Here is a 19,550-nt window from a genome sequence, read left to right on the forward strand (position 1 = left end):
CGTGATCCAGCAGGAGTCGCGACTGCGCGTCGCCGACAACACGGGTGCGAAGGAAATTCTCACCATTCGTGTTCTCGGTGGCTCGGGTCGCCGCTACGCGGGTATCGGTGACGTCATCGTCGCCACCGTCAAGGACGCGATCCCCGGTGGCAACGTGAAGAAGGGTGACGTCGTCAAGGCCGTCATCGTTCGCACCGTCAAGGAGCGTCGTCGTCAGGATGGCTCGTACATCCGCTTCGACGAGAACGCCGCCGTCATTCTGAAGAACGACGGCGACCCCCGCGGCACCCGTATCTTCGGCCCGGTGGGCCGAGAGCTGCGCGAGAAGAAGTTCATGAAGATCATCTCGCTCGCGCCGGAGGTGCTGTAAGCATGAAGATCAAGAAGGGCGACCTGGTTCAGGTCATCACCGGTAAGGACAAGGGCAAGCAGGGCAAGGTCATCGTGGCCTACCCCGCTCAGGACCGCGTCCTCGTCGAGGGTGTCAACCGGGTCAAGAAGCACACCAAGGCCGGTCAGACGGCTCGCGGTTCGCAGACGGGTGGCATTGTCACCACCGAGGCCCCGATTCACGTCAGCAATGTTCAGCTGGTCGTGGAGAAGGACGGCAACAAGGTTGTCACCCGCGTCGGCTACCGCTTTGACGACGAGGGCAACAAGATCCGCGTTGCCAAGCGGACCGGTGAGGACATCTGATGACTGCCACCACTGCGCCGCGTCTCAAGACGCGCTACCGCGAGGAAATCGCCGGCAAGCTGCGTGAGGAGTTCTCGTACGAGAACGTCATGCAGGTTCCCGGTCTGGTCAAGATCGTGGTCAACATGGGTGTGGGCGACGCCGCCCGCGACTCCAAGCTGATCGACGGTGCCGTCAAGGACCTCACCACGATCACCGGTCAGAAGCCGGCCGTCACCAAGGCCCGCAAGTCCATCGCGCAGTTCAAGCTGCGCGAGGGCCAGCCGATCGGCTGCCACGTCACCCTCCGTGGTGACCGGATGTGGGAGTTCCTGGACCGTACGCTGTCGCTCGCGCTGCCGCGTATCCGTGACTTCCGTGGCCTGTCGCCGAAGCAGTTCGACGGCCGTGGCAACTACACCTTCGGTCTCACGGAGCAGGTCATGTTCCACGAGATCGACCAGGACAAGATCGACCGGGTCCGGGGCATGGACATCACCGTGGTCACCACGGCGACCAACGACGACGAGGGTCGTGCCCTCCTTCGTCACCTCGGCTTCCCGTTCAAGGAGAACTGACCGTGGCGAAGAAGGCTCTGATCGCTAAGGCCGCCCGTAAGCCGAAGTTCGGCGTTCGCGGGTACACCCGCTGCCAGCGCTGCGGCCGGCCCCACTCCGTCTACCGCAAGTTCGGCCTGTGCCGCGTGTGCCTTCGTGAGATGGCTCACCGTGGCGAGCTGCCGGGCGTGACCAAGAGCTCCTGGTAACTCTCCTCCGCCCTAGGGCGAAGGGAAGTTCTGGAGACTCTCGGTAAGCATCTGGGTCGGCAGGTGCCCCTCCTTTCATGCCGTAGGCTTGAAGGGTTGGGCGCCTGCCGCCCAAGACCGACTTACTACGCCGTAGGTCCCCGCACCGCACCCGTCCCGCCACTGAGTGGGGAGAGGGATGGCGCATACAGGAAACCCCGGCGAGAGAGGCCGAAGGCCAACTCATGACCATGACTGATCCCATCGCAGACATGCTCACGCGTCTGCGTAACGCGAACTCGGCATATCACGACGATGTCTCGATGCCGCACAGCAAGATCAAGTCGCACATCGCGGAGATCCTCCAGCAGGAGGGCTTCATCACCGGCTGGAAGGTCGAGGACGCCGAGGTCGGCAAGAACCTCGTCCTCGAGCTGAAGTTCGGCCCGAACCGCGAGCGCTCGATCGCCGGCATCAAGCGGATTTCGAAGCCGGGTCTGCGTGTATACGCAAAGTCCACCAACCTGCCGAAGGTCCTCGGCGGTCTGGGCGTGGCGATCATCTCCACGTCCCACGGCCTCCTGACCGGCCAGCAGGCAGGCAAGAAGGGCGTAGGTGGGGAAGTCCTCGCCTACGTCTGGTAGTCGGGAAAGGAAGGAAAGCTCATGTCGCGAATCGGCAAGCTCCCCATCCAGGTTCCCGCCGGTGTGGACGTCACCATCGATGGCCGTACGGTCGCGGTGAAGGGCCCCAAGGGTTCCCTCTCGCACACCGTCGCCGCGCCGATCGAGGTCTCCAAGGGTGAGGACGGCGTGCTCAACGTCTCCCGCCCGAACGACGAGCGTCAGAACAAGGCCCTCCACGGCCTGTCCCGCACGCTGGTGGCGAACATGATCACCGGTGTGACCACGGGTTACAGCAAGGCGCTCGAGATCAGCGGTGTCGGTTACCGCGTCCAGGCGAAGGGCTCCAACCTGGAGTTCGCCCTGGGCTACAGCCACCCGATCCTCATCGAGGCTCCGGAAGGCATCACCTTCAAGGTCGAGTCGCCCACGAAGCTCAGCGTCGAGGGCATCGACAAGCAGAAGGTCGGCGAGGTAGCCGCCAACATCCGCAAGCTGCGGAAGCCCGACCCGTACAAGGCCAAGGGCGTCAAGTACGCGGGCGAGGTCATCCGCCGCAAGGTCGGAAAGGCTGGTAAGTAGCCATGGCATACGGTGTGAAGATCGCCAAGGGCGACGCGTACAAGCGTGCCGCTCTCAAGCGCCGCCACATCCGCGTCCGCAAGCACATCTCCGGTTCGCCGGAGCGTCCCCGCTTGGTCGTGACGCGTTCCAACCGCCACATCGTGGCCCAGGTCATCGACGACATCGCGGGCCACACGCTCGCGTCGGCGTCGACCCTGGACACCTCGATCCGTGGTGGCGAGGGTGACAAGAGCGCTCAGGCCCAGCAGGTCGGCGCCCTGGTCGCCGAGCGCGCCAAGGCCGCAGGCGTCGAGGCCGTCGTGTTTGACCGCGGTGGTAACCAGTACGCCGGGCGGATTGCCGCTCTGGCTGACGCCGCCCGTGAAGCCGGGCTGAAGTTCTAAGCCCCGGTTCCTACGCACAGCGGACGTAACAGAGAGAGGTAAATCCAATGGCTGGACCCCAGCGCCGCGGAAGCGGTGCCGGTGGCGGCGAGCGGCGGGACCGGAAGGGCCGTGACGGTGGCGCCAGCGCCGCCGAGAAGACCGCGTACGTCGAGCGCGTCGTCGCGATCAACCGCGTCGCCAAGGTTGTGAAGGGTGGTCGTCGCTTCAGCTTCACCGCGCTGGTCGTGGTGGGCGATGGTGACGGCACCGTCGGTGTCGGATACGGCAAGGCCAAGGAAGTTCCCGCGGCCATCGCCAAGGGTGTCGAAGAGGCCAAGAAGAACTTCTTCAAGGTCCCCCGCATCCAGGGCACCATCCCTCACCCGATCACGGGCGAGAAGGCTGCGGGCGTCGTCCTGCTCAAGCCGGCATCCCCCGGTACCGGTGTTATCGCCGGTGGCCCGGTGCGTGCCGTGCTCGAGTGCGCCGGCGTTCACGACATCCTGTCGAAGTCGCTTGGCTCGTCCAACGCGATCAACATCGTGCATGCGACCGTGGCGGCCCTCCAGGGCCTGCAGCGTCCCGAGGAGATCGCGGCTCGCCGTGGTCTGCCCCTCGAGGACGTCGCCCCCGCGGCTCTGCTGCGTGCACGTGCGGGAGCGGGTGCGTAATGGCTCGCCTCAAGATCACGCAGACGAAGTCGTACATCGGCAGCAAGCAGAACCACCGCGACACCCTGCGTTCGCTCGGGCTCAAGCGCCTGAACGACTCGGTTGTCAAGGAGGACCGCCCCGAGTTCCGCGGAATGGCCAACACCGTCCGCCACCTCGTGACGGTTGAGGAGGTTGACTGACATGGCGGAGAACAGCCCGCTGAAGGCCCACAACCTCCGGCCTGCCCCGGGCGCCAAGACCGCCAAGACCCGTGTGGGTCGTGGTGAGGCGTCCAAGGGTAAGACCGCAGGCCGTGGTACCAAGGGTACGAAGGCTCGTTACCAGGTTCCGGAGCGCTTCGAGGGTGGCCAGATGCCCCTCCACATGCGTCTCCCGAAGCTCAAGGGCTTCAAGAACCCGTTCCGCACGGAGTACCAGGTCGTGAACCTGGACAAGCTCGCGACGCTCTACCCCGAGGGTGGAGAGGTCACGGTGGCCGACCTGGTCGCCAAGGGCGCTGTGCGCAACAACCACCTCGTCAAGGTCCTCGGACAGGGCGAGATCTCCGTGGCGCTGCAGGTTTCGGTTGACGCCGTCTCCGGCTCCGCCAAGGAGAAGATCACCGCCGCCGGCGGTACGGTCACCGAGCTCGTCTGAGCCGCGGGACAGAACTGGGCCTGGCCGGCCGCCTCTTCGGAGGTGGTCGGCCAGGCTTCTTCTTGTTTGTGGCGCTGTACGGGAACCGTAAAGGCTCGGGAAAGGTTGAACGGGTGTCCACCGCACCGGCGGTGGGGGAGCCGAGGGGCTTTCACGTCCCAAATGGTGTGGCTTGGCCGGTCTTTCACGGCGTGGGCCGGGGAGCGGGCGTTGCACCGGTGTGCAGTGCGTGTTTCCTGCTCAGTCCCGGGCCGGGTAGGGTGGCGCCGTTAATCTTTTGTGGCCTCCTTACGATGTAGGGCTGCCCTGTATCCGAACCCATCCAGACCCATCCAGACCCGTCGCCTCTGACGCATAGCGCGGGGGTCGCAGGAGGCACCGTGTTCACCGCGTTCGCCCGAGCGTTCAAGACGCCCGACCTGCGCAAGAAGCTGCTCTTCACGCTCGGCATCATCGTGATCTACCGGCTCGGGGCCCATGTCCCGGCACCCGGAGTCGACTACGCGAAGGTGCAGCAGTGCATCGACCAGTCCGATTCGGGTGGTCTGCTCGGTCTGATGCAGATGTTCAGCGGTGGCGCCCTGCTGCAGATCACCATCTTCGCGCTCGGCATCATGCCGTACATCACGGCCAGCATCATTCTCCAGCTGCTGACCGTGGTGATCCCGCGGCTGGAAGCCCTGAAGAAGGAGGGGCAGTCCGGCACGGCCAAGATCACGCAGTACACGCGTTATCTGACCGTCGCGCTCGCCATCCTCCAGGGCACCGGCCTCGTCGCCACCGCCCGGAGCGGGGCGCTGTTCCAGAACTGCACCGTGGGTGACCAGATCGTCGCCGACAAGTCGATCTTCACGACCCTGGTGATGGTCATCACCATGACCGCCGGTACGGCCGCCGTCATGTGGCTCGGCGAGCTCATCACCGACAAGGGCATCGGCAACGGCATGTCGATCCTCATGTTCATCTCGATCGCAGCCACGTTCCCCGGCGCCCTGTGGGCCATCAAGGAGAGCGGCAAGCTGGCCGACGGCTGGATCGAGTTCGGCACGGTCATCCTCATCGGCTTCGTGATGGTCGCCCTCGTCGTCTTCGTCGAGCAGGCGCAGCGCCGCATCCCGGTGCAGTACGCGAAGCGCATGATCGGACGCCGTTCCTACGGCGGTACGTCCACGTACATCCCGCTCAAGGTGAACCAGGCGGGTGTGATTCCCGTCATCTTCGCCTCCTCGCTGCTCTTCATCCCGTCCCTGATCGTCCAGTTCTCCGGATCCACCGCAGGCTGGGCCACCTGGATCCAGGACCACTTCGTGACGGGTGACCACCCGTACTACATCGCGGTGTACTTCGTACTCATCGTGTTCTTCGCCTTCTTCTACGTCGCCATTTCGTTCAACCCCGACGAAGTCGCCGACAACATGAAGAAGTATGGTGGCTTCATCCCGGGCATCCGGGCAGGTCGACCTACTGCCGAGTACCTGAGCTACGTGCTCAACAGGATCACTTGGCCGGGCTCGCTGTACCTGGGCCTGATCGCTCTTGTGCCGACGATGGCGTTGGCAGGCTTCGGCGGTGCGAACCAGAACTTCCCCTTCGGCGGGACGAGCATCCTCATCATCGTGGGTGTGGGTCTGGAAACCGTGAAGCAGATCGAGAGTCAGCTCCAGCAGCGCAATTACGAAGGGTTCCTCCGCTGATGCGAATCGTCCTCGTCGGGCCTCCGGGTGCCGGCAAGGGAACGCAGGCTGCGTACCTTGCCGAGAACCTGTCGATTCCGCACATCTCCACGGGTGATCTCTTCCGCGCCAACATGAGCCAGGGCACCGACCTTGGCAAGCAGGCCCGCGCCTACATCGACGCGGGACAGCTGGTGCCGGACGAAGTCACCATCGGGATGGCCAAGGACCGCATGGCCCAGTCGGACGCCGTGAGCGGCTTCCTGCTGGACGGCTTCCCGCGGAACGTGGGCCAGGCCGAAGCCCTTGACGTGATGCTCAAGGACGAGGGCGTGAAGCTGGACGCGGTTCTCGATCTCGAGGTCCCCGAGGACGAGGTCGTGAAGCGGATCGCGGGTCGCCGTGTCTGCCGCAGGGACAGTGCGCACGTGTTCCACCTCTCGTACAGCCCGCCGACGGCCGAGGGCGTCTGCGACGTCTGCGGCGGCGAGCTGTACCAGCGGCACGACGACAGCGAAGAGACGGTCCGTACCCGGCTTGAGGTCTACCACACGCAGACCGAGCCGATCATCGACTACTACCGGGCCCAGGGCCTGGTGGTGACCATCTCGGCGCTCGGCGAGGTCGCGGACGTGACCGCGCGTGCCATGGAGGCGCTGAAGCAGTCCGACGAGGGCTGAGCCCCACCCCGTACCACCGCTGTGCAGTCGGCCGCGGCGCCCCAGGGCGCCGCGGCCGACTGTTTGCGCCCGTATCGTTGAGGGGACCGCAGCGGGCCCGTCACCCGTCACCCGTAGATGCAGAGAGGCGCCGACCAATGGTGCAGATCAAGACCCCCGAGCAGATCGCGAAGATGCGCGAGGCGGGGCTGGTGGTCGCTGCCATTCACGCGGCCACCCGTGAGGCGGCCGTACCCGGCGCCACCACGAAGGACCTGGACCAGGTCGCCCGCAAGGTGATCGCCGACCACGGGGCGAAGTCGAACTTCCTCGGGTACGGCGGGTTCCCCGCGACCATCTGCACCTCGGTCAACGAGGTCGTCGTCCACGGCATCCCGGACGAGAAGACGGTCCTCAAGGACGGCGACATCATCTCGATCGACGCCGGCGCCATCGTGGACGGCTGGCACGGCGACGCCGCGTACACCGCCTTCGTGGGCACCGGTCACTCTCCGGAGCTGGTCGAGCTGTCCCGGGTGACGGAGGAGTCGATGTGGGCCGGGATCGCCGCGATGAAGGTGAACAACCGCCTCGTCGACATCTCCAAGGCGATCGAGTCCTACATCCGCCGCCAGCCCCGCCCGGCCACCGGCAAGTACGGGATCATCGAGGACTTCGGCGGCCACGGCATCGGCACCGAGATGCACATGGACCCGCACCTGCTGAACTACGTCTCCCGTAAGCGCGGCAAGGGCATCAAGCTGGTCCCGGGCGTCTGCCTGGCGATCGAGCCCATGGTCTCGCTCGGCACGGCCCGTACGGAGACCCTCGCCGACGACTGGACGGTCATCACGACGGACGGCACCTGGTCCTCGCACTGGGAGCACTCCATCGCCCTGACGGAGCAGGGGCCGCTGGTCCTGACCGCTCCGGACTGCGGCAGGGCGAAGCTCGCGGAGTACGGGATCGAAGCGGCACCGGACCCCCTGGCCTGACGCACGGCGCCGGGCCTCCCGCCCGATGCAACCCCTCCGGCAGGTCTAAGGATCACCGGCAGTGGGCAAACTTGACGGATTCGTCTTTTGGAGTCCGCTGACGTAGACTAACTCGTCGGCTCTGGTGCATCCGTGTGTCCGCACGTAAGGCATGGGATCGCGAGAGCCGATCAAGGTAGCCGATTCGAAAGGCGAAGCGTGGCCAAGAAGCAAGGTGCCATCGAGATTGAGGGCACCGTGATCGAGTCCCTCCCGAACGCAATGTTCAAGGTGGAGCTCCAGAACGGTCACAAGGTCCTGGCGCACATCAGCGGCAAGATGCGGATGCACTACATTCGCATCCTCCCGGATGACCGGGTCGTGGTGGAGCTCTCTCCGTACGACCTGACACGTGGCCGGATCGTCTACCGCTACAAGTAGATCTTGCCCGCACCCCGTTTCGGCGCGGTGATGGCACTGACCCGGAGAACCTGACATCCCATGAAGGTCAAGCCGAGCGTCAAGAAGATCTGCGACAAGTGCAAGGTGATCCGCCGTCACGGTCGGGTCATGGTCATCTGCGACAACCTGCGCCACAAGCAGCGCCAGGGCTGACGCACGACCGCCTGCATCTCGCAGTTCTTCGCGCGACGCACGTAAGCACGTACATACGCAGAGCCCGTCCAAGCCACGGCTGACGACACCTCCGGCGGGGGCCGGAGACCCGGACGTACCACCCTTCCCAGCGAGGGGTCGGCGGTCGGGAGTGGTACTGCGGAAGACCCCCGACATAACAACTGGAGCCATTGAATGGCACGCGTTTCAGGTGTTGACATCCCGCGCGAAAAGCGCGTGGAGGTTGCCCTCACCTACGTCTTCGGTATCGGGCGCACCCGGTCCAAGGAGATCCTCGCCAGCACCGGCGTGAACCCCAACAGCCGCGTTCGTGACCTGGCCGAAGAGGACCTGGTCAAGATCCGCGAGTACGTGGACGCCAACCTCCGCACCGAAGGTGACCTCCGCCGTGAGGTCCAGGGCGACATCCGCCGCAAGATCGAGATCGGCTGCTACCAGGGCATTCGTCACCGCCGTGGTCTGCCGGTGCACGGTCAGCGCACCAGCACGAACGCGCGTACCCGCAAGGGCCCGCGTCGCGCCATCGCCGGTAAGAAGAAGCCGGGCAAGAAGTAGTCCTCAGCGGACGCACTGCGTCATCCGGTTCCGGAGCGTCGCAGCAACCAGCGGTCTTCGCTGTAGGACCGATCACCTCCCCTCTCCATCTGGAGTCAAGACATGCCCCCCAAGGGTCGTCAGGGCGCAGCCAAGAAGGTGCGTCGCAAGGAAAAGAAGAACGTCGCTCATGGCCACGCGCACATCAAGAGCACGTTCAACAACACCATCGTCTCGATCACGGATCCCTCGGGCAACGTGATCTCCTGGGCCTCCGCCGGCCACGTCGGCTTCAAGGGCTCGCGCAAGTCCACTCCCTTCGCCGCGCAGATGGCCGCCGAGTCGGCCGCCCGCCGCGCGCAGGAGCACGGCATGCGCAAGGTCGACGTCTTCGTCAAGGGTCCCGGCTCCGGCCGTGAGACCGCGATCCGCTCCCTCCAGGCCACCGGCCTCGAGGTCGGTTCGATCCAGGACGTCACCCCGACGCCGCACAACGGCTGCCGTCCGCCGAAGCGTCGCCGCGTCTGATCCGTCGCGGCCGGTGACGGCCGTGCGTCAGTAGCGTCCGGGTCCGGGCGGTACGCCTCATTCGGGGCGTACCGCCCGTACCCTTGTTGCATCTGTCGGGCATCAAATAGTGGGTGCCCACGACTGAAGGACTCTCCCCATGCTTATCGCTCAGCGTCCGTCGCTGACCGAAGAGGTCGTCGACGAATTCCGCTCCCGGTTCGTGATCGAGCCGCTGGAGCCGGGCTTCGGCTACACCCTCGGCAACTCCCTGCGCCGTACCCTCCTCTCCTCGATCCCCGGTGCCGCTGTCACCAGCATCCGGATCGACGGGGTCCTGCACGAGTTCACCACCGTGCCGGGCGTCAAGGAGGACGTCACCGACCTCATCCTCAACATCAAGCAGCTGGTCGTCTCCTCGGAGCACGACGAGCCCGTCGTGATGTACCTGCGCAAGCAGGGCCCGGGTCTGGTCACCGCCGCCGACATCGCGCCCCCGGCCGGTGTCGAGGTGCACAACCCCGACCTCGTTCTCGCCACGCTCAACGGCAAGGGCAAGCTGGAGATGGAGCTGACCGTCGAGCGCGGTCGCGGCTACGTCTCCGCCGTCCAGAACAAGCAGGTCGGCCAGGAGATCGGCCGGATCCCGGTCGACTCCATCTACTCGCCGGTGCTCAAGGTCACGTACAAGGTCGAGGCGACCCGTGTCGAGCAGCGCACCGACTTCGACAAGCTGATCGTCGACGTCGAGACCAAGCAGGCCATGCGTCCCCGTGACGCCATGGCGTCGGCCGGTAAGACCCTGGTCGAGCTGTTCGGCCTGGCGCGCGAGCTCAACATCGACGCCGAGGGCATCGACATGGGCCCGTCCCCGACGGACGCCGCTCTCGCCGCCGATCTGGCTCTGCCGATCGAGGAGCTGGAGCTCACGGTCCGTTCGTACAACTGCCTCAAGCGCGAGGGCATCCACTCCGTGGGTGAGCTCGTGGCCCGTTCCGAGGCGGACCTGCTCGACATCCGCAACTTCGGTGCGAAGTCGATCGACGAGGTCAAGGCGAAGCTGGCCGGTATGGGCCTCGCGCTGAAGGACTCGCCCCCCGGCTTCGACCCGACCGCCGCCGCCGACGCCTTCGGCGCCGACGACGACGCGGACGCCGGTTTCGTGGAGACCGAGCAGTACTGAGCACCACCCGCACGACTTCCGTGAGGCGTCCGCTTCACGGGAACTGACTCCGGTACCTGATACGGCCGGTGCAGCACACAAGGAGAATCACCATGCCGCGTCCCGCAAAGGGTGCCCGTCTGGGCGGCAGCGCCGCGCACGAGCGTCTGCTCCTCGCCAACCTGGCGAAGTCGCTGTTCGAGCACGGCCGCATCACGACGACCGAGGCCAAGGCCCGCCGCCTGCGTCCGGTCGCCGAGCGCCTCGTCACCAAGGCGAAGAAGGGCGACATCCACAACCGTCGCCTGGTGCTCCAGACGATCACGGACAAGAGCATCGTCCACACGCTCTTCACCGAGATCGCTCCCCGGTACGAGAACCGCCCCGGTGGTTACACCCGTATCACCAAGATCGGCAACCGTCGCGGCGACAACGCCCCGATGGCGGTCATCGAGCTGGTCGAGGCGCTGACCGTGGCCCAGCAGGCCACCGGTGAGGCCGAGGCCGCGACGAAGCGCGCGGTCAAGGAAGACGCCGCCAAGGACGAGGCCCCCGCGGCCGAGTCCACCGAGGACGCCAAGCCGGTCGAGAAGGCCGACGAGGAGTCCAAGGACGCCTGAGCGTTCTGAGACCACTGGACGGGCCCGCATCACCCTTCGGGGCGGTGCGGGCCCGTTCTGCTGACCAGAGGGGACAAGGAGATACGGGTGAGTGACGAGGCGGAGCCCGGTTTCGTACGGGTGCGGCTGGACCTGTCGTACGACGGCAAGGACTTCTCCGGCTGGGCGAAGCAGACCAGCCGGCGCACGGTGCAGGGCGAGATCGAGGACGCGCTGCGGACCGTGACCCGGTCGGCCGTGACGTACGACCTGACGGTGGCGGGCCGCACGGACGCGGGCGTGCACGCGCGGGGGCAGGTGGCGCATGTGGACCTGCCGGAGGCGGTGTGGGCGGAGCACGAGGAGAAGCTGCTGCGGCGGCTGGCGGGGCGGCTGCCGCTGGATGTACGGATCTGGCGCGCGGCTGGCGCCCCGGCCGGGTTCAACGCCCGCTTCTCCGCGCTCTGGAGGCGTTACGCCTACCGGGTCGGTGACCGGCCCGGAGGGGTGGACCCGCTGACGCGCGGCCATGTGCTGTGGCACGACCGGCCGTTGGATGTGGACGCGATGAACGAGGCGGCCGCGCTGATGGTGGGCGAGCACGACTTCGCCGCGTACTGCAAGAAGCGCGAGGGCGCCACCACCATCCGTACGCTCCAGAAGCTGAGTTGGGTACGGGATCCGGACTCGGGCGTCCTCACCGCTACCGTGCAGGCCGACGCGTTCTGCCACAACATGGTGCGGGCGCTGATCGGGGCGGCGCTGTTCGTCGGAGACGGGCGGCGTCCGGCCGCCTGGCCCGCCGAGGTGCTCGCGGCGAAGGTGCGCGACCCCGGGGTGCATGTGGTGCGGCCGCACGGTCTGACGCTGGAGGAAGTGGCGTACCCGGCGGACGAGTTGCTGGCGGCCCGAGCCGAAGAGGCCCGGAACGTGCGGACGTTGCCGGGGGCGGGGTGCTGCTGAGGCCGCGCGCCCTCAACGGCTACGGCTGTACTCGGCCTTGAAGTGGCGGGCGAAGGCGATGACACCCCACACGATCAGGACGTTGACCAGAGCCCCGGCCCCGTGGAGCAGCGGGGCGAGGAGGCTGAACCCGGTCTCCCCCAGGAGCGGGTCGTCGCCGGGCAACAAGGCCAGTGGGTAGATCATGACCAGCAGGACGATGTCGCCCGGCCAGGCGGCCAGGGTCATCGCCGCCTGGCCGGCCTCCGGCTGTCCGGCGATCTCGTAGGCCAGGGCGGCGAGGGTGACCAGGCCGACGTAGCCGACGGCGACCAGGCGGGTCCTGCTGCGTGGGCCAAGGGTGCTCATGACCCTTATTGAACATGTTCAGTTCTGCGTGACGCGCACCCCCCCAGGGGGAGGCCTCTACTGCCCGGCCTGCGCCGCCTGCGAAGCCTGGACCTGGCCGCGGTGGCGGATCTGGCGGAAGACGAAGTTCGTCAGGTCGTCGCCGACCGCGAAGACGTCTCTGTCCTGGGTGGTGACGCGGGTGCCGTCGGTGAAGCCGCCGACGGTGAAGTAGGCGTACCGGCCGTAGGAGTTGGTCGTGCGGCGGCAGACCGTACCGCCGCGGCAGAAGGTGGGCACGCCCGCGCCGCTGAGGGAGGCAAGGCCGCCCGAGGCCTCGTCGACCGTCCTCTGCGCGCGGGCCTCGGTGTCGAAGACCGCGATGCCGACGGTGACGGCCACCCCGTCCTTGCGGTACGTCGCGCGGATGAGCTGCTCGCAGCCGTTCTTCGTGAGGACCGTGCCGAGGGCGCCCTGGGTGCCGGTCGCGCAGGCGGTGGTGCGGTTGGTGGCGCCCTTGAGGTGGACGCGGTCACCCATGGCGAGCTTCTTGCCGGGGAAGAAGCCGTCGACGGTGATCGGGGCCTTGTCCTTGGCGGCGCTGGATATGTACTCCTTCGGGTCCGGCGGGGGCGGCGGTGCCACCGAGGAGAAGGAGGGCGCGGGCGCCGAGGTGTCCTCGGGGAGCTCGGCCGGGGCGGGCAGTTCGCTCGCGCTGCCTGCCGGGTCGCTCTTGCCGCCCGTGGTGACCACGGCGGTCGCCACGATCGCCCCGACCACGGCGGTGGCCAGCACCCCGCCGCCGATCATCAGCCACCGCTTGCGCCGGGCCCGCGCGGCGGACTCATCGGCGAGCGCCGCCCAGTCCGGAGTTCCGCTGCTCCCCGGAGTCCCGTTGTCCCCCGGCCCCCAGGAGGGCCCCCCTTGCCATGAACTCATGCGCGAATCCTAGAGCGTTCCCCCGGACGGCCGGACCGGCGGCGCTAAACCGGTTGGGCCATCGCTTCGCCGCCCGTGACAATGCTCTGTATGGGACATCTTGAAGCGGGCCACCTGGAGTACTACCTACCGGACGGGCGGGTGCTGCTCGGCGACGCCTCTTTCCGGGTGGCCGACGGAGCCGTCGTCGCCCTCGTCGGGGCCAACGGGGCGGGCAAGACGACCTTGCTGCGGCTCCTGGCCGGTGAGCTCCAGCCGCACGGCGGCACGGTCTCGGTGAGCGGCGGGCTCGGCGTGATGCCGCAGTTCGTGGGGTCGGTGCGGGACGAGCGGACCGTACGGGACCTCCTGGTCTCCGTCTCCCAGCCGCGCATCCGGGAAGCGGCGAAGGCCGTGGACGTGGCCGAGGAGAAGATCCTCACCGTCGACGACGAGGCCGCGCAGATGGCGTACGCGCAGGCGCTCAGCGACTGGGCCGAGGCGCGCGGGTACGAGGCCGAGACGGTCTGGGACATGTGCACGATGGCCGCACTGGGCGTCGCGTACGAGAAGGCGCAGTGGCGCGAGGTGCGCACGCTCAGTGGTGGTGAGCAGAAGCGGCTGGTCCTGGAGGCGCTGCTGCGCGGGCCGGACGAGGTGCTGCTCCTGGACGAGCCGGACAACTACCTGGACGTCCCCGGCAAGCGGTGGCTGGAGGAGAAGCTCAAGGAGACCCGTAAGACGGTCCTCTTCGTCTCCCACGACCGGGAGCTGCTGTCCCGGGCCGCCGAAAAGATCGTCAGTGTCGAGCCGAGCGCGGCGGGCAGCGACGTCTGGGTGCACGGCGGCGGCTTCGCCACGTACCACGACGCGCGCAAGGAACGGTTCGCGCGCTTCGAGGAGCTGCTGCGGCGCTGGCAGGAGGAGCACGCCCGGTTGAAGGCGCTCGTCCTGCGGATGCGGCAGCAGGCGGCGAACAGCCCCGACATGGCCAACCGCTACCACGCGATGCAGACCCGCTTCAAGAAGTTCGAGGAGGCCGGCCCGCCGCCGGAGCCGCCGCGCGAGCAGGACATCCGGATGCGGCTGCGCGGCGGGCGGACCGGGGTGCGGGCGGTGACCTGCAAGGGGCTGGAGCTGACCGGGCTGATGAAGCCGTTCGACCTGGAGATCTATTACGGGGAGCGGGTGGCCGTCCTCGGCTCCAACGGGTCGGGCAAGTCGCACTTCCTGCGGCTGCTGGCGGGGGAGCCGGTGGCGCACACGGGGGAGTGGAAGCTGGGGGCGCGGGTCGTGCCGGGCCACTTCGCGCAGACCCACGCGCACCCGGAGCTGCTGGGGAAGACCCTGGTGGAGATCCTCTGGTCCGAGCATGCCAAGGACCGGGGCGGGGCGATGTCGGTGCTGCGGCGGTACGAGCTGGAGCGGCAGGGGGACCAGGCGTTCGAGCGGCTGTCCGGCGGGCAGCAGGCGCGGTTCCAGATCCTGCTGCTGGAGTTGGCGGGCACCACCGCGCTGCTGCTGGACGAGCCGACGGACAACCTGGACCTTGAGTCGGCGGAGGCGCTGCAGGACGGGCTGGAGGTGTACGACGGCACGGTGATGGCCGTGACGCACGACCGGTGGTTCGCCAAGTCCTTCGACCGGTATCTGGTCTTCGGCTCGGACGGGGTCGTACGGGAGACGGCGGAGCCTGTGTGGGATGAGCGGCGGGTGCAGCGGGCGCGGTGACCTGGGCGGTCGGCGGCGTGGTGAGGGGGTGGGTGCTGTGCGGGGGGCCGTGCGGCACCGTTGCGGGGGCGCTGCCGCCCGGGCCCCCGCGCCTTGGACGCCGGCGGGGCTGAAAAGGTCGCCTCAGGCGCCGGCGGGGCTGATGTCGCAGGACTGTTTTGACCCGTCCGGGGCCAGGCGGGTAGTGTCGAGGTTTGTTATGCGTATCGGCTTCGTCGTTTTCGTACGAGGAGCCCTTGCGTAGGTTCTCTGGAGCAGTTACCAGTGGCTCGCATACGGGCGGTGTCCCGGCAGTGTGAGCCCCAGCTGCATGATCGCTTCAGGGGTGCCATGTGTTGTCTGGACCTCATCCACTGAAGAAGCGAAGGCTACGAAGTGCGTACGTACAGCCCCAAGCCCGGAGATGTGACGCGCCAGTGGCACATCATCGACGCTCAGGACATCGTCCTGGGCCGTCTGGCCACCACGGCTGCGAACCTCCTCCGAGGTAAGCACAAGGCGATCTACGCCCCCCACATGGACATGGGCGACTTCGTCATCATCATCAACGCCGACAAGGTTCACCTGTCCGGCAACAAGAAGACCCAGAAGATGGCGTACCGCCACTCGGGCTTCCCGGGCGGTCTCCGTTCGGTGCGTTACGACGAGCTTCTCGCGAAGAACCCCGAGAAGGCCGTCGAGAAGGCCATCAAGGGCATGATCCCCAAGAACACCCTGGGCCGTCAGATGCTCTCGAAGCTCAAGGTCTACGCGGGCGACCAGCACCCGCACGCTGCTCAGCAGCCGGTCCCGTTCGAGATCACCCAGGTCGCGCAGTAGTTCCGGCCACCCCCTAAGACATACAGAAAGATCTGAGGAGCATCGTGGCCGAGACCACTGTTGAGACGACCACCGACGACACGGAGGGCACCGAGGGCGAGGAGACCTTCGCCGAGGTGACCACCTTCGAGTCCGAGGTCCCCGTCGAGGGTGAGTACACCTCCGAGTCGCTCGCGGGCCGCTTCGGCGACCCGCAGCCCGCGGCCGGCCTGGGCCGTCGCAAGAACGCCATCGCCCGCGTCCGGATCGTTCCGGGCACCGGCAAGTGGAAGATCAACGGTCGCACCCTTGAGGACTACTTCCCCAACAAGGTGCACCAGCAGGAAGTCAACGAGCCCTTCAAGGTGCTCGAGCTCGACGGCCGCTACGACGTTGTCGCCCGCATCTCGGGTGGCGGCGTCTCCGGTCAGGCCGGCGCCCTGCGCCTCGGCGTCGCCCGCGCGCTGAACGAGGCGGACGTGGACAACAACCGCGCCACGCTGAAGAAGGCCGGCTTCCTCTCCCGCGACGACCGTGCGGTCGAGCGCAAGAAGGCCGGTCTCAAGAAGGCCCGTAAGGCCCCGCAGTACAGCAAGCGCTAAATCGCCTGCTCGTCTGTATTACACGAACGCCCCGGCGGCACACTCCGTGCTGCTGGGGCGTTCGTTTATCGGGCCTCGCAGGCGTATAACGGCATGAGACGCTCATCGGCCCGCACTCACCGCACTTCTCGCACCCCCTGCGCATGAGCCGCGCCGTGCCGTGCCTTCCCGTGCGCCCGGCCGTTTTGCTGTTTTCGTGGTTGTGGTTGTTTAGTTTCGCTTTGCTTTGGTTTTTGTGGTTTCTGAGCACCTCGGAGGACACCAGTGGGACGACTTTTCGGTACGGACGGAGTGCGCGGTGTCGCCAACGCGGATCTGACGGCCGAGCTCGCGCTCGGGCTCTCGGTCGCGGCGGCGCACGTACTAGCCGAGGCGGGCACCTTCGCGGGCCATCGCCCGACCGCCGTGGTGGGCCGCGACCCCCGGGCCTCCGGAGAGTTCCTGGAAGCCGCCGTCGTGGCCGGTCTGGCCAGCGCGGGCGTGGACGTCCTGCGCGTCGGCGTGCTGCCGACGCCGGCCGTGGCGTACCTCACGGGCTCGCTCGGCGCCGACATCGGCGTGATGCTCTCCGCCAGTCACAACGCCATGCCGGACAACGGCGTCAAGTTCTTCGCGCGCGGCGGCCACAAGCTCGCCGACGAGCTGGAGGACCGGATCGAGACGGTCTACGAGCAGCACCGCACCGGTGAGCCGTGGGCCCGCCCGACCGGTGCGGGCGTCGGCCGGGTCACCGACTACACCGAGGGCTTCGACCGGTACGTCGCCCACCTCATCGGCGTCCTCCCCAACCGGCTCGACGGGCTGAAGGTCGTCCTGGACGAGGCGCACGGCGCCGCCGCCCGGGTCTCGCCCGAGGCGTTCGCCCGGGCCGGGGCCGAGGTCGTCACCATCGGCGCCGAGCCGGACGGCCTGAACATCAACGACGGCTGCGGCTCCACCCACCTGGAGCTGCTGCGCGCCGCCGTCGTCGAGCACGGCGCCGACCTCGGCATCGCCCACGACGGCGACGCCGACCGCTGCCTCGCCGTGGACGCGGCGGGCGACGAGGTCGACGGCGACCAGATCCTCGCCGTCCTGGCCCTCGCCATGCGGGAGGCCGGGCAGCTGCGCAAGGACACCGTCGTCGGCACCGTGATGTCCAACCTCGGCTTCAAGATCGCCATGGAGCGCGAGGGCATCCAGCTCGTCCAGACGGCGGTCGGCGACCGCTACGTCCTGGAGTCGATGAAGGCCGAGGGCTTCGCGCTCGGTGGCGAGCAGTCCGGCCACGTCATCGTCCTGGACCACGCCACGACCGGCGACGGCACGCTGACCGGCCTGATGCTGGCGGCCCGCGTCGCCGCCACCGGCCGCAGCCTCGCCGAGCTGGCCGGGGTGATGCAGCGCCTGCCCCAGGTGCTCATCAACGTTCCCGACGTCGACAAGTCCCGGGTGACCACATCCTCCGAGCTGGCCGCCGCGGTGACCGAGGCGGAGCGAGAGCTCGGCTCCACCGGCCGCGTGCTGCTGCGCCAGTCGGGCACGGAGCCGCTGGTACGGGTCATGGTCGAGGCCGCCGACATCGAGCAGGCGCGCGCGGTCGCGGGCCGGCTGGCCGACGTGGTGAAGTCCGCGCTGGGCTGAGCCTCCGCTTCATCGACGTACGGAAGCCCCCGGCGAGCGCGCCGGGGGCTTCCGCATGCGAGCGCGCCGGGGCTTCCGCGTGCGAGCCCGCCGAGGAACCCCGCGGAGGGCTCAGAGCTTGCGCAGGGACAGCCTCTGGACCTTGTGGTCCCGACCCTTGCGGAGGACCAGGGTGGCACGCCCGCGTGTCGGAGCCACGTTCTCCAGCAGGTTAGGCCTGTTGATGGTCCGCCACATGGTGCGCGCGTACTCCAGCGCCTCCTCCTCGGAGACCTGGGTGTACTTGCGGAAGTACGAGGACGGGTCCTGGAACGCCGTGTCGCGCAGCTTGCGGAAGCGGCTCAGGTACCAGGTCTCGATGTCCTCGGCGCGCGCGTCCACGTAGACGCTGAAGTCGAAGTAGTCGGCGAGCCCGACCCGTGTGCGCCCGTCCTTGCCCGGCAGCGCGGGCTGGAGGACGTTGAGCCCCTCCACGATGAGGATGTCCGGGCGGCGGACGGTGAGCCGCTCGCCGGGGACGATGTCGTAGATCAGGTGGGAGTAGACGGGCGCGGTCACCTCGTCCTTGCCCGCCTTGATGTCCGCGACGAACCGGGTCAGCGCCCGACGGTCGTAGGACTCCGGGAACCCTTTGCGCGAGGTCAGCCCGCGCGCCTTGAGCTCCTTCATCGGCAGCAGGAACCCGTCCGTGGTCACCAGCTCGACGCGCGGGTGCTCGGGCCAGCGGGCGAGCAGCGCCTGGAGGATACGGGCGCTGGTGGACTTGCCGACGGCGACACTGCCCGCGACCCCTATGACGAACGGGGTACCGCGCTGCGCCCCGTGCCCGTTCCCGGCGTCCCCGAGGAAGGTGTTCAGCGCGGAGCGCAGCCCGGAGGTGGCCTGGACGTACAGGTTGAGGAGCCGGGAGAGCGGCAGGTAGACGTCCCGCACCTCGTCCAGGTCGATGACATCCCCAAGCCCCCGCAGCCGCTCCACCTCGTCGGCGGTCAACGGCAGGGGGGTCTTGTCCCGCAGGGCGCTCCACTCGTCACGCGAGAGGTCGACGTAGGGGGTCGGCGCGTGCTCGGTGCGGCGCTGAGGGCTTCGTGCGGGCGAAGTGATCACCCTTCATTGTCGCGGCAGTCCTGGCGGAGTGGAGGGTGGAGTCGGTCACGTGGGTACCGGGCCGGGCCCCGCCTCTCCGCCACGGCTGAGGCGCTGAGCCCGGGTGCGGGCCATGGCCGCAGCGGTGGGGGCGGGGCGGGCGGGGGCGCGGCCGGGATGTGGTGGGCCGGGACTCGGGTGGCCGCGTCGTGGTGGACCGCGTCGCGGTCGGCCACGACGTAAAAGCTTTTCAGTAGCCGCTTTTAAGCACTGGCTAAATAACCCGACCCAACCCTGACCGGGCCGTGGCTGCCCTTGGGCGCGCGGGCGCGTAAGCGCGCGAAGGCGTCGTCACTCACACGGGTGAAGTGTGCCAACCGAGCTGGATTTTGGCCCTGTTGGCGGGCATATGCTCACGCTGACCACAACCGCAGACATGAGACGGCCCCCGGCCG

General features: G+C 67.8%; 27 protein-coding genes. 24 read left to right on the top strand and 3 right to left on the bottom strand.

From position 1 onward, the window contains the following. The first annotated feature begins 1 nt into the window (after position 1). From rplN to truA, 20 genes are all read left to right on the top strand, one after another. Entirely contained in the window at positions 2-370 is a 369-nt protein-coding gene (gene rplN / locus AMK21_RS13930) for a 50S ribosomal protein L14 (protein ID WP_003966950.1), read from the top strand. A gap of 2 nt (positions 371-372) precedes the next feature. Next, positions 373-696: a 50S ribosomal protein L24 gene (gene rplX / locus AMK21_RS13935; RefSeq protein WP_003966949.1), complete on the top strand. Its 324-nt coding sequence runs from the start codon at positions 373-375 to the stop codon at positions 694-696. Further along, positions 696-1,253, top strand: a complete 558-nt coding sequence (gene rplE / locus AMK21_RS13940) for a 50S ribosomal protein L5 (protein ID WP_003966948.1) — start codon at positions 696-698, stop codon at positions 1,251-1,253. Before rplX ends, rplE begins: the two co-directional genes overlap by 1 nt. A 2-nt stretch (positions 1,254-1,255) precedes the next feature. Next, positions 1,256-1,441, top strand: a complete 186-nt coding sequence (locus AMK21_RS13945; protein ID WP_003948630.1) for a type Z 30S ribosomal protein S14 — start codon at positions 1,256-1,258, stop codon at positions 1,439-1,441. A gap of 224 nt (positions 1,442-1,665) precedes the next feature. Then, positions 1,666-2,064, top strand: a complete 399-nt coding sequence (gene rpsH, locus AMK21_RS13955) for a 30S ribosomal protein S8 (protein WP_007446728.1) — start codon at positions 1,666-1,668, stop codon at positions 2,062-2,064. 21 nt (positions 2,065-2,085) lie between these two features. Then, entirely contained in the window at positions 2,086-2,625 is a 540-nt protein-coding gene (gene rplF, locus AMK21_RS13960) for a 50S ribosomal protein L6 (protein WP_073877635.1), read from the top strand. A gap of 2 nt (positions 2,626-2,627) precedes the next feature. Beyond that, positions 2,628-3,011, top strand: coding sequence for a 50S ribosomal protein L18 (gene rplR, locus AMK21_RS13965; RefSeq protein ID WP_015610732.1), 384 nt, complete (start codon positions 2,628-2,630; stop codon positions 3,009-3,011). A 47-nt stretch (positions 3,012-3,058) separates the two neighbouring features. Then, positions 3,059-3,664 carry a 30S ribosomal protein S5 gene (gene rpsE / locus AMK21_RS13970; RefSeq protein ID WP_003966944.1) on the top strand — a complete coding sequence of 202 codons (606 nt, stop codon included), beginning with the start codon at positions 3,059-3,061 and terminating at the stop codon, positions 3,662-3,664. Continuing rightward, complete coding sequence (gene rpmD / locus AMK21_RS13975; protein ID WP_015610734.1) at positions 3,664-3,846, top strand: 50S ribosomal protein L30; 183 nt, start codon at positions 3,664-3,666, stop codon at positions 3,844-3,846. The genes rpsE and rpmD overlap by 1 nt, the downstream gene beginning before the upstream one ends. A gap of 1 nt (position 3,847) precedes the next feature. Next, entirely contained in the window at positions 3,848-4,303 is a 456-nt protein-coding gene (rplO, locus tag AMK21_RS13980) for a 50S ribosomal protein L15 (protein WP_003966942.1), read from the top strand. A 380-nt stretch (positions 4,304-4,683) separates the two neighbouring features. Next, complete coding sequence (gene secY / locus AMK21_RS13985) at positions 4,684-5,997, top strand: preprotein translocase subunit SecY (RefSeq protein ID WP_073877637.1); 1,314 nt, start codon at positions 4,684-4,686, stop codon at positions 5,995-5,997. Beyond that, positions 5,997-6,656, top strand: coding sequence for an adenylate kinase (locus AMK21_RS13990; protein WP_073877639.1), 660 nt, complete (start codon positions 5,997-5,999; stop codon positions 6,654-6,656). The genes secY and AMK21_RS13990 overlap by 1 nt, the downstream gene beginning before the upstream one ends. 137 nt (positions 6,657-6,793) lie before the next feature. Next, positions 6,794-7,630, top strand: coding sequence for a type I methionyl aminopeptidase (map, locus tag AMK21_RS13995; RefSeq protein WP_073877642.1), 837 nt, complete (start codon positions 6,794-6,796; stop codon positions 7,628-7,630). A 198-nt stretch (positions 7,631-7,828) separates the two neighbouring features. Next, positions 7,829-8,050 (top strand): translation initiation factor IF-1, encoded by a 222-nt coding sequence (infA, locus tag AMK21_RS14000; RefSeq protein WP_003956442.1) that lies wholly within the window; start codon positions 7,829-7,831, stop codon positions 8,048-8,050. Positions 8,051-8,110: 60 nt separating this feature from the next. Then, positions 8,111-8,224, top strand: a complete 114-nt coding sequence (gene rpmJ / locus AMK21_RS14005; RefSeq protein ID WP_003956441.1) for a 50S ribosomal protein L36 — start codon at positions 8,111-8,113, stop codon at positions 8,222-8,224. 195 nt (positions 8,225-8,419) lie between these two features. After that, positions 8,420-8,800, top strand: coding sequence for a 30S ribosomal protein S13 (gene rpsM, locus AMK21_RS14010; RefSeq protein WP_073877645.1), 381 nt, complete (start codon positions 8,420-8,422; stop codon positions 8,798-8,800). Between the two features lie 102 nt (positions 8,801-8,902). Beyond that, positions 8,903-9,307 (top strand): 30S ribosomal protein S11, encoded by a 405-nt coding sequence (gene rpsK / locus AMK21_RS14015; RefSeq protein WP_003956432.1) that lies wholly within the window; start codon positions 8,903-8,905, stop codon positions 9,305-9,307. Between the two features lie 139 nt (positions 9,308-9,446). Next, the gene (locus AMK21_RS14020; RefSeq protein WP_003966937.1) at positions 9,447-10,469 is read left to right on the top strand and encodes a DNA-directed RNA polymerase subunit alpha; all 1,023 of its coding nucleotides are present in this window, start codon (positions 9,447-9,449) and stop codon (positions 10,467-10,469) included. A gap of 92 nt (positions 10,470-10,561) precedes the next feature. Further along, complete coding sequence (rplQ, locus tag AMK21_RS14025; RefSeq protein WP_073877647.1) at positions 10,562-11,068, top strand: 50S ribosomal protein L17; 507 nt, start codon at positions 10,562-10,564, stop codon at positions 11,066-11,068. Between the two features lie 87 nt (positions 11,069-11,155). Continuing rightward, a complete protein-coding gene (truA, locus tag AMK21_RS14030; RefSeq protein WP_073877649.1) occupies positions 11,156-12,010 on the top strand; it encodes a tRNA pseudouridine(38-40) synthase TruA in 855 nt (284 codons plus the stop codon). Between the two features lie 12 nt (positions 12,011-12,022). Here the strand turns inward: truA and AMK21_RS14035 are convergent, their stop codons facing one another. Together AMK21_RS14035 and AMK21_RS14040 are read right to left on the bottom strand one after the other, a co-directional pair. Then, positions 12,023-12,358, bottom strand: coding sequence for a hypothetical protein (locus tag AMK21_RS14035; protein WP_073877651.1), 336 nt, complete (start codon positions 12,356-12,358; stop codon positions 12,023-12,025). 57 nt (positions 12,359-12,415) lie between these two features. Continuing rightward, positions 12,416-13,276 carry a hypothetical protein gene (locus AMK21_RS14040; protein ID WP_073877653.1) on the bottom strand — a complete coding sequence of 287 codons (861 nt, stop codon included), beginning with the start codon at positions 13,274-13,276 and terminating at the stop codon, positions 12,416-12,418. 90 nt (positions 13,277-13,366) lie between these two features. On the opposite strand from AMK21_RS14040, the gene AMK21_RS14045 reads away from it, so the two are divergent. The 4 genes from AMK21_RS14045 to glmM all read left to right on the top strand — a co-directional run bounded on the left by AMK21_RS14045 (position 13,367) and on the right by glmM (position 18,009). After that, a complete protein-coding gene (locus AMK21_RS14045; protein WP_073877655.1) occupies positions 13,367-14,986 on the top strand; it encodes an ABC-F family ATP-binding cassette domain-containing protein in 1,620 nt (539 codons plus the stop codon). 375 nt (positions 14,987-15,361) lie between these two features. Next, positions 15,362-15,805, top strand: coding sequence for a 50S ribosomal protein L13 (rplM, locus tag AMK21_RS14050; RefSeq protein WP_003966932.1), 444 nt, complete (start codon positions 15,362-15,364; stop codon positions 15,803-15,805). A 44-nt stretch (positions 15,806-15,849) separates the two neighbouring features. After that, a complete protein-coding gene (gene rpsI / locus AMK21_RS14055; protein WP_073877658.1) occupies positions 15,850-16,386 on the top strand; it encodes a 30S ribosomal protein S9 in 537 nt (178 codons plus the stop codon). Between the two features lie 264 nt (positions 16,387-16,650). Further along, positions 16,651-18,009 (top strand): phosphoglucosamine mutase, encoded by a 1,359-nt coding sequence (gene glmM / locus AMK21_RS14060; RefSeq protein WP_073877660.1) that lies wholly within the window; start codon positions 16,651-16,653, stop codon positions 18,007-18,009. A 111-nt stretch (positions 18,010-18,120) separates the two neighbouring features. On the opposite strand, the gene coaA is transcribed toward glmM, so the two are convergent. Beyond that, on the bottom strand, positions 18,121-19,116 hold the full coding sequence (gene coaA / locus AMK21_RS14065) for a type I pantothenate kinase (protein WP_073877662.1): 996 nt from the start codon (positions 19,114-19,116) through the stop codon (positions 18,121-18,123). Positions 19,117-19,550 lie beyond the last annotated feature (434 nt).

Source organism: Streptomyces sp. CB00316 (genome assembly GCF_001905595.1).
Classification (GTDB): domain Bacteria; phylum Actinomycetota; class Actinomycetes; order Streptomycetales; family Streptomycetaceae; genus Streptomyces.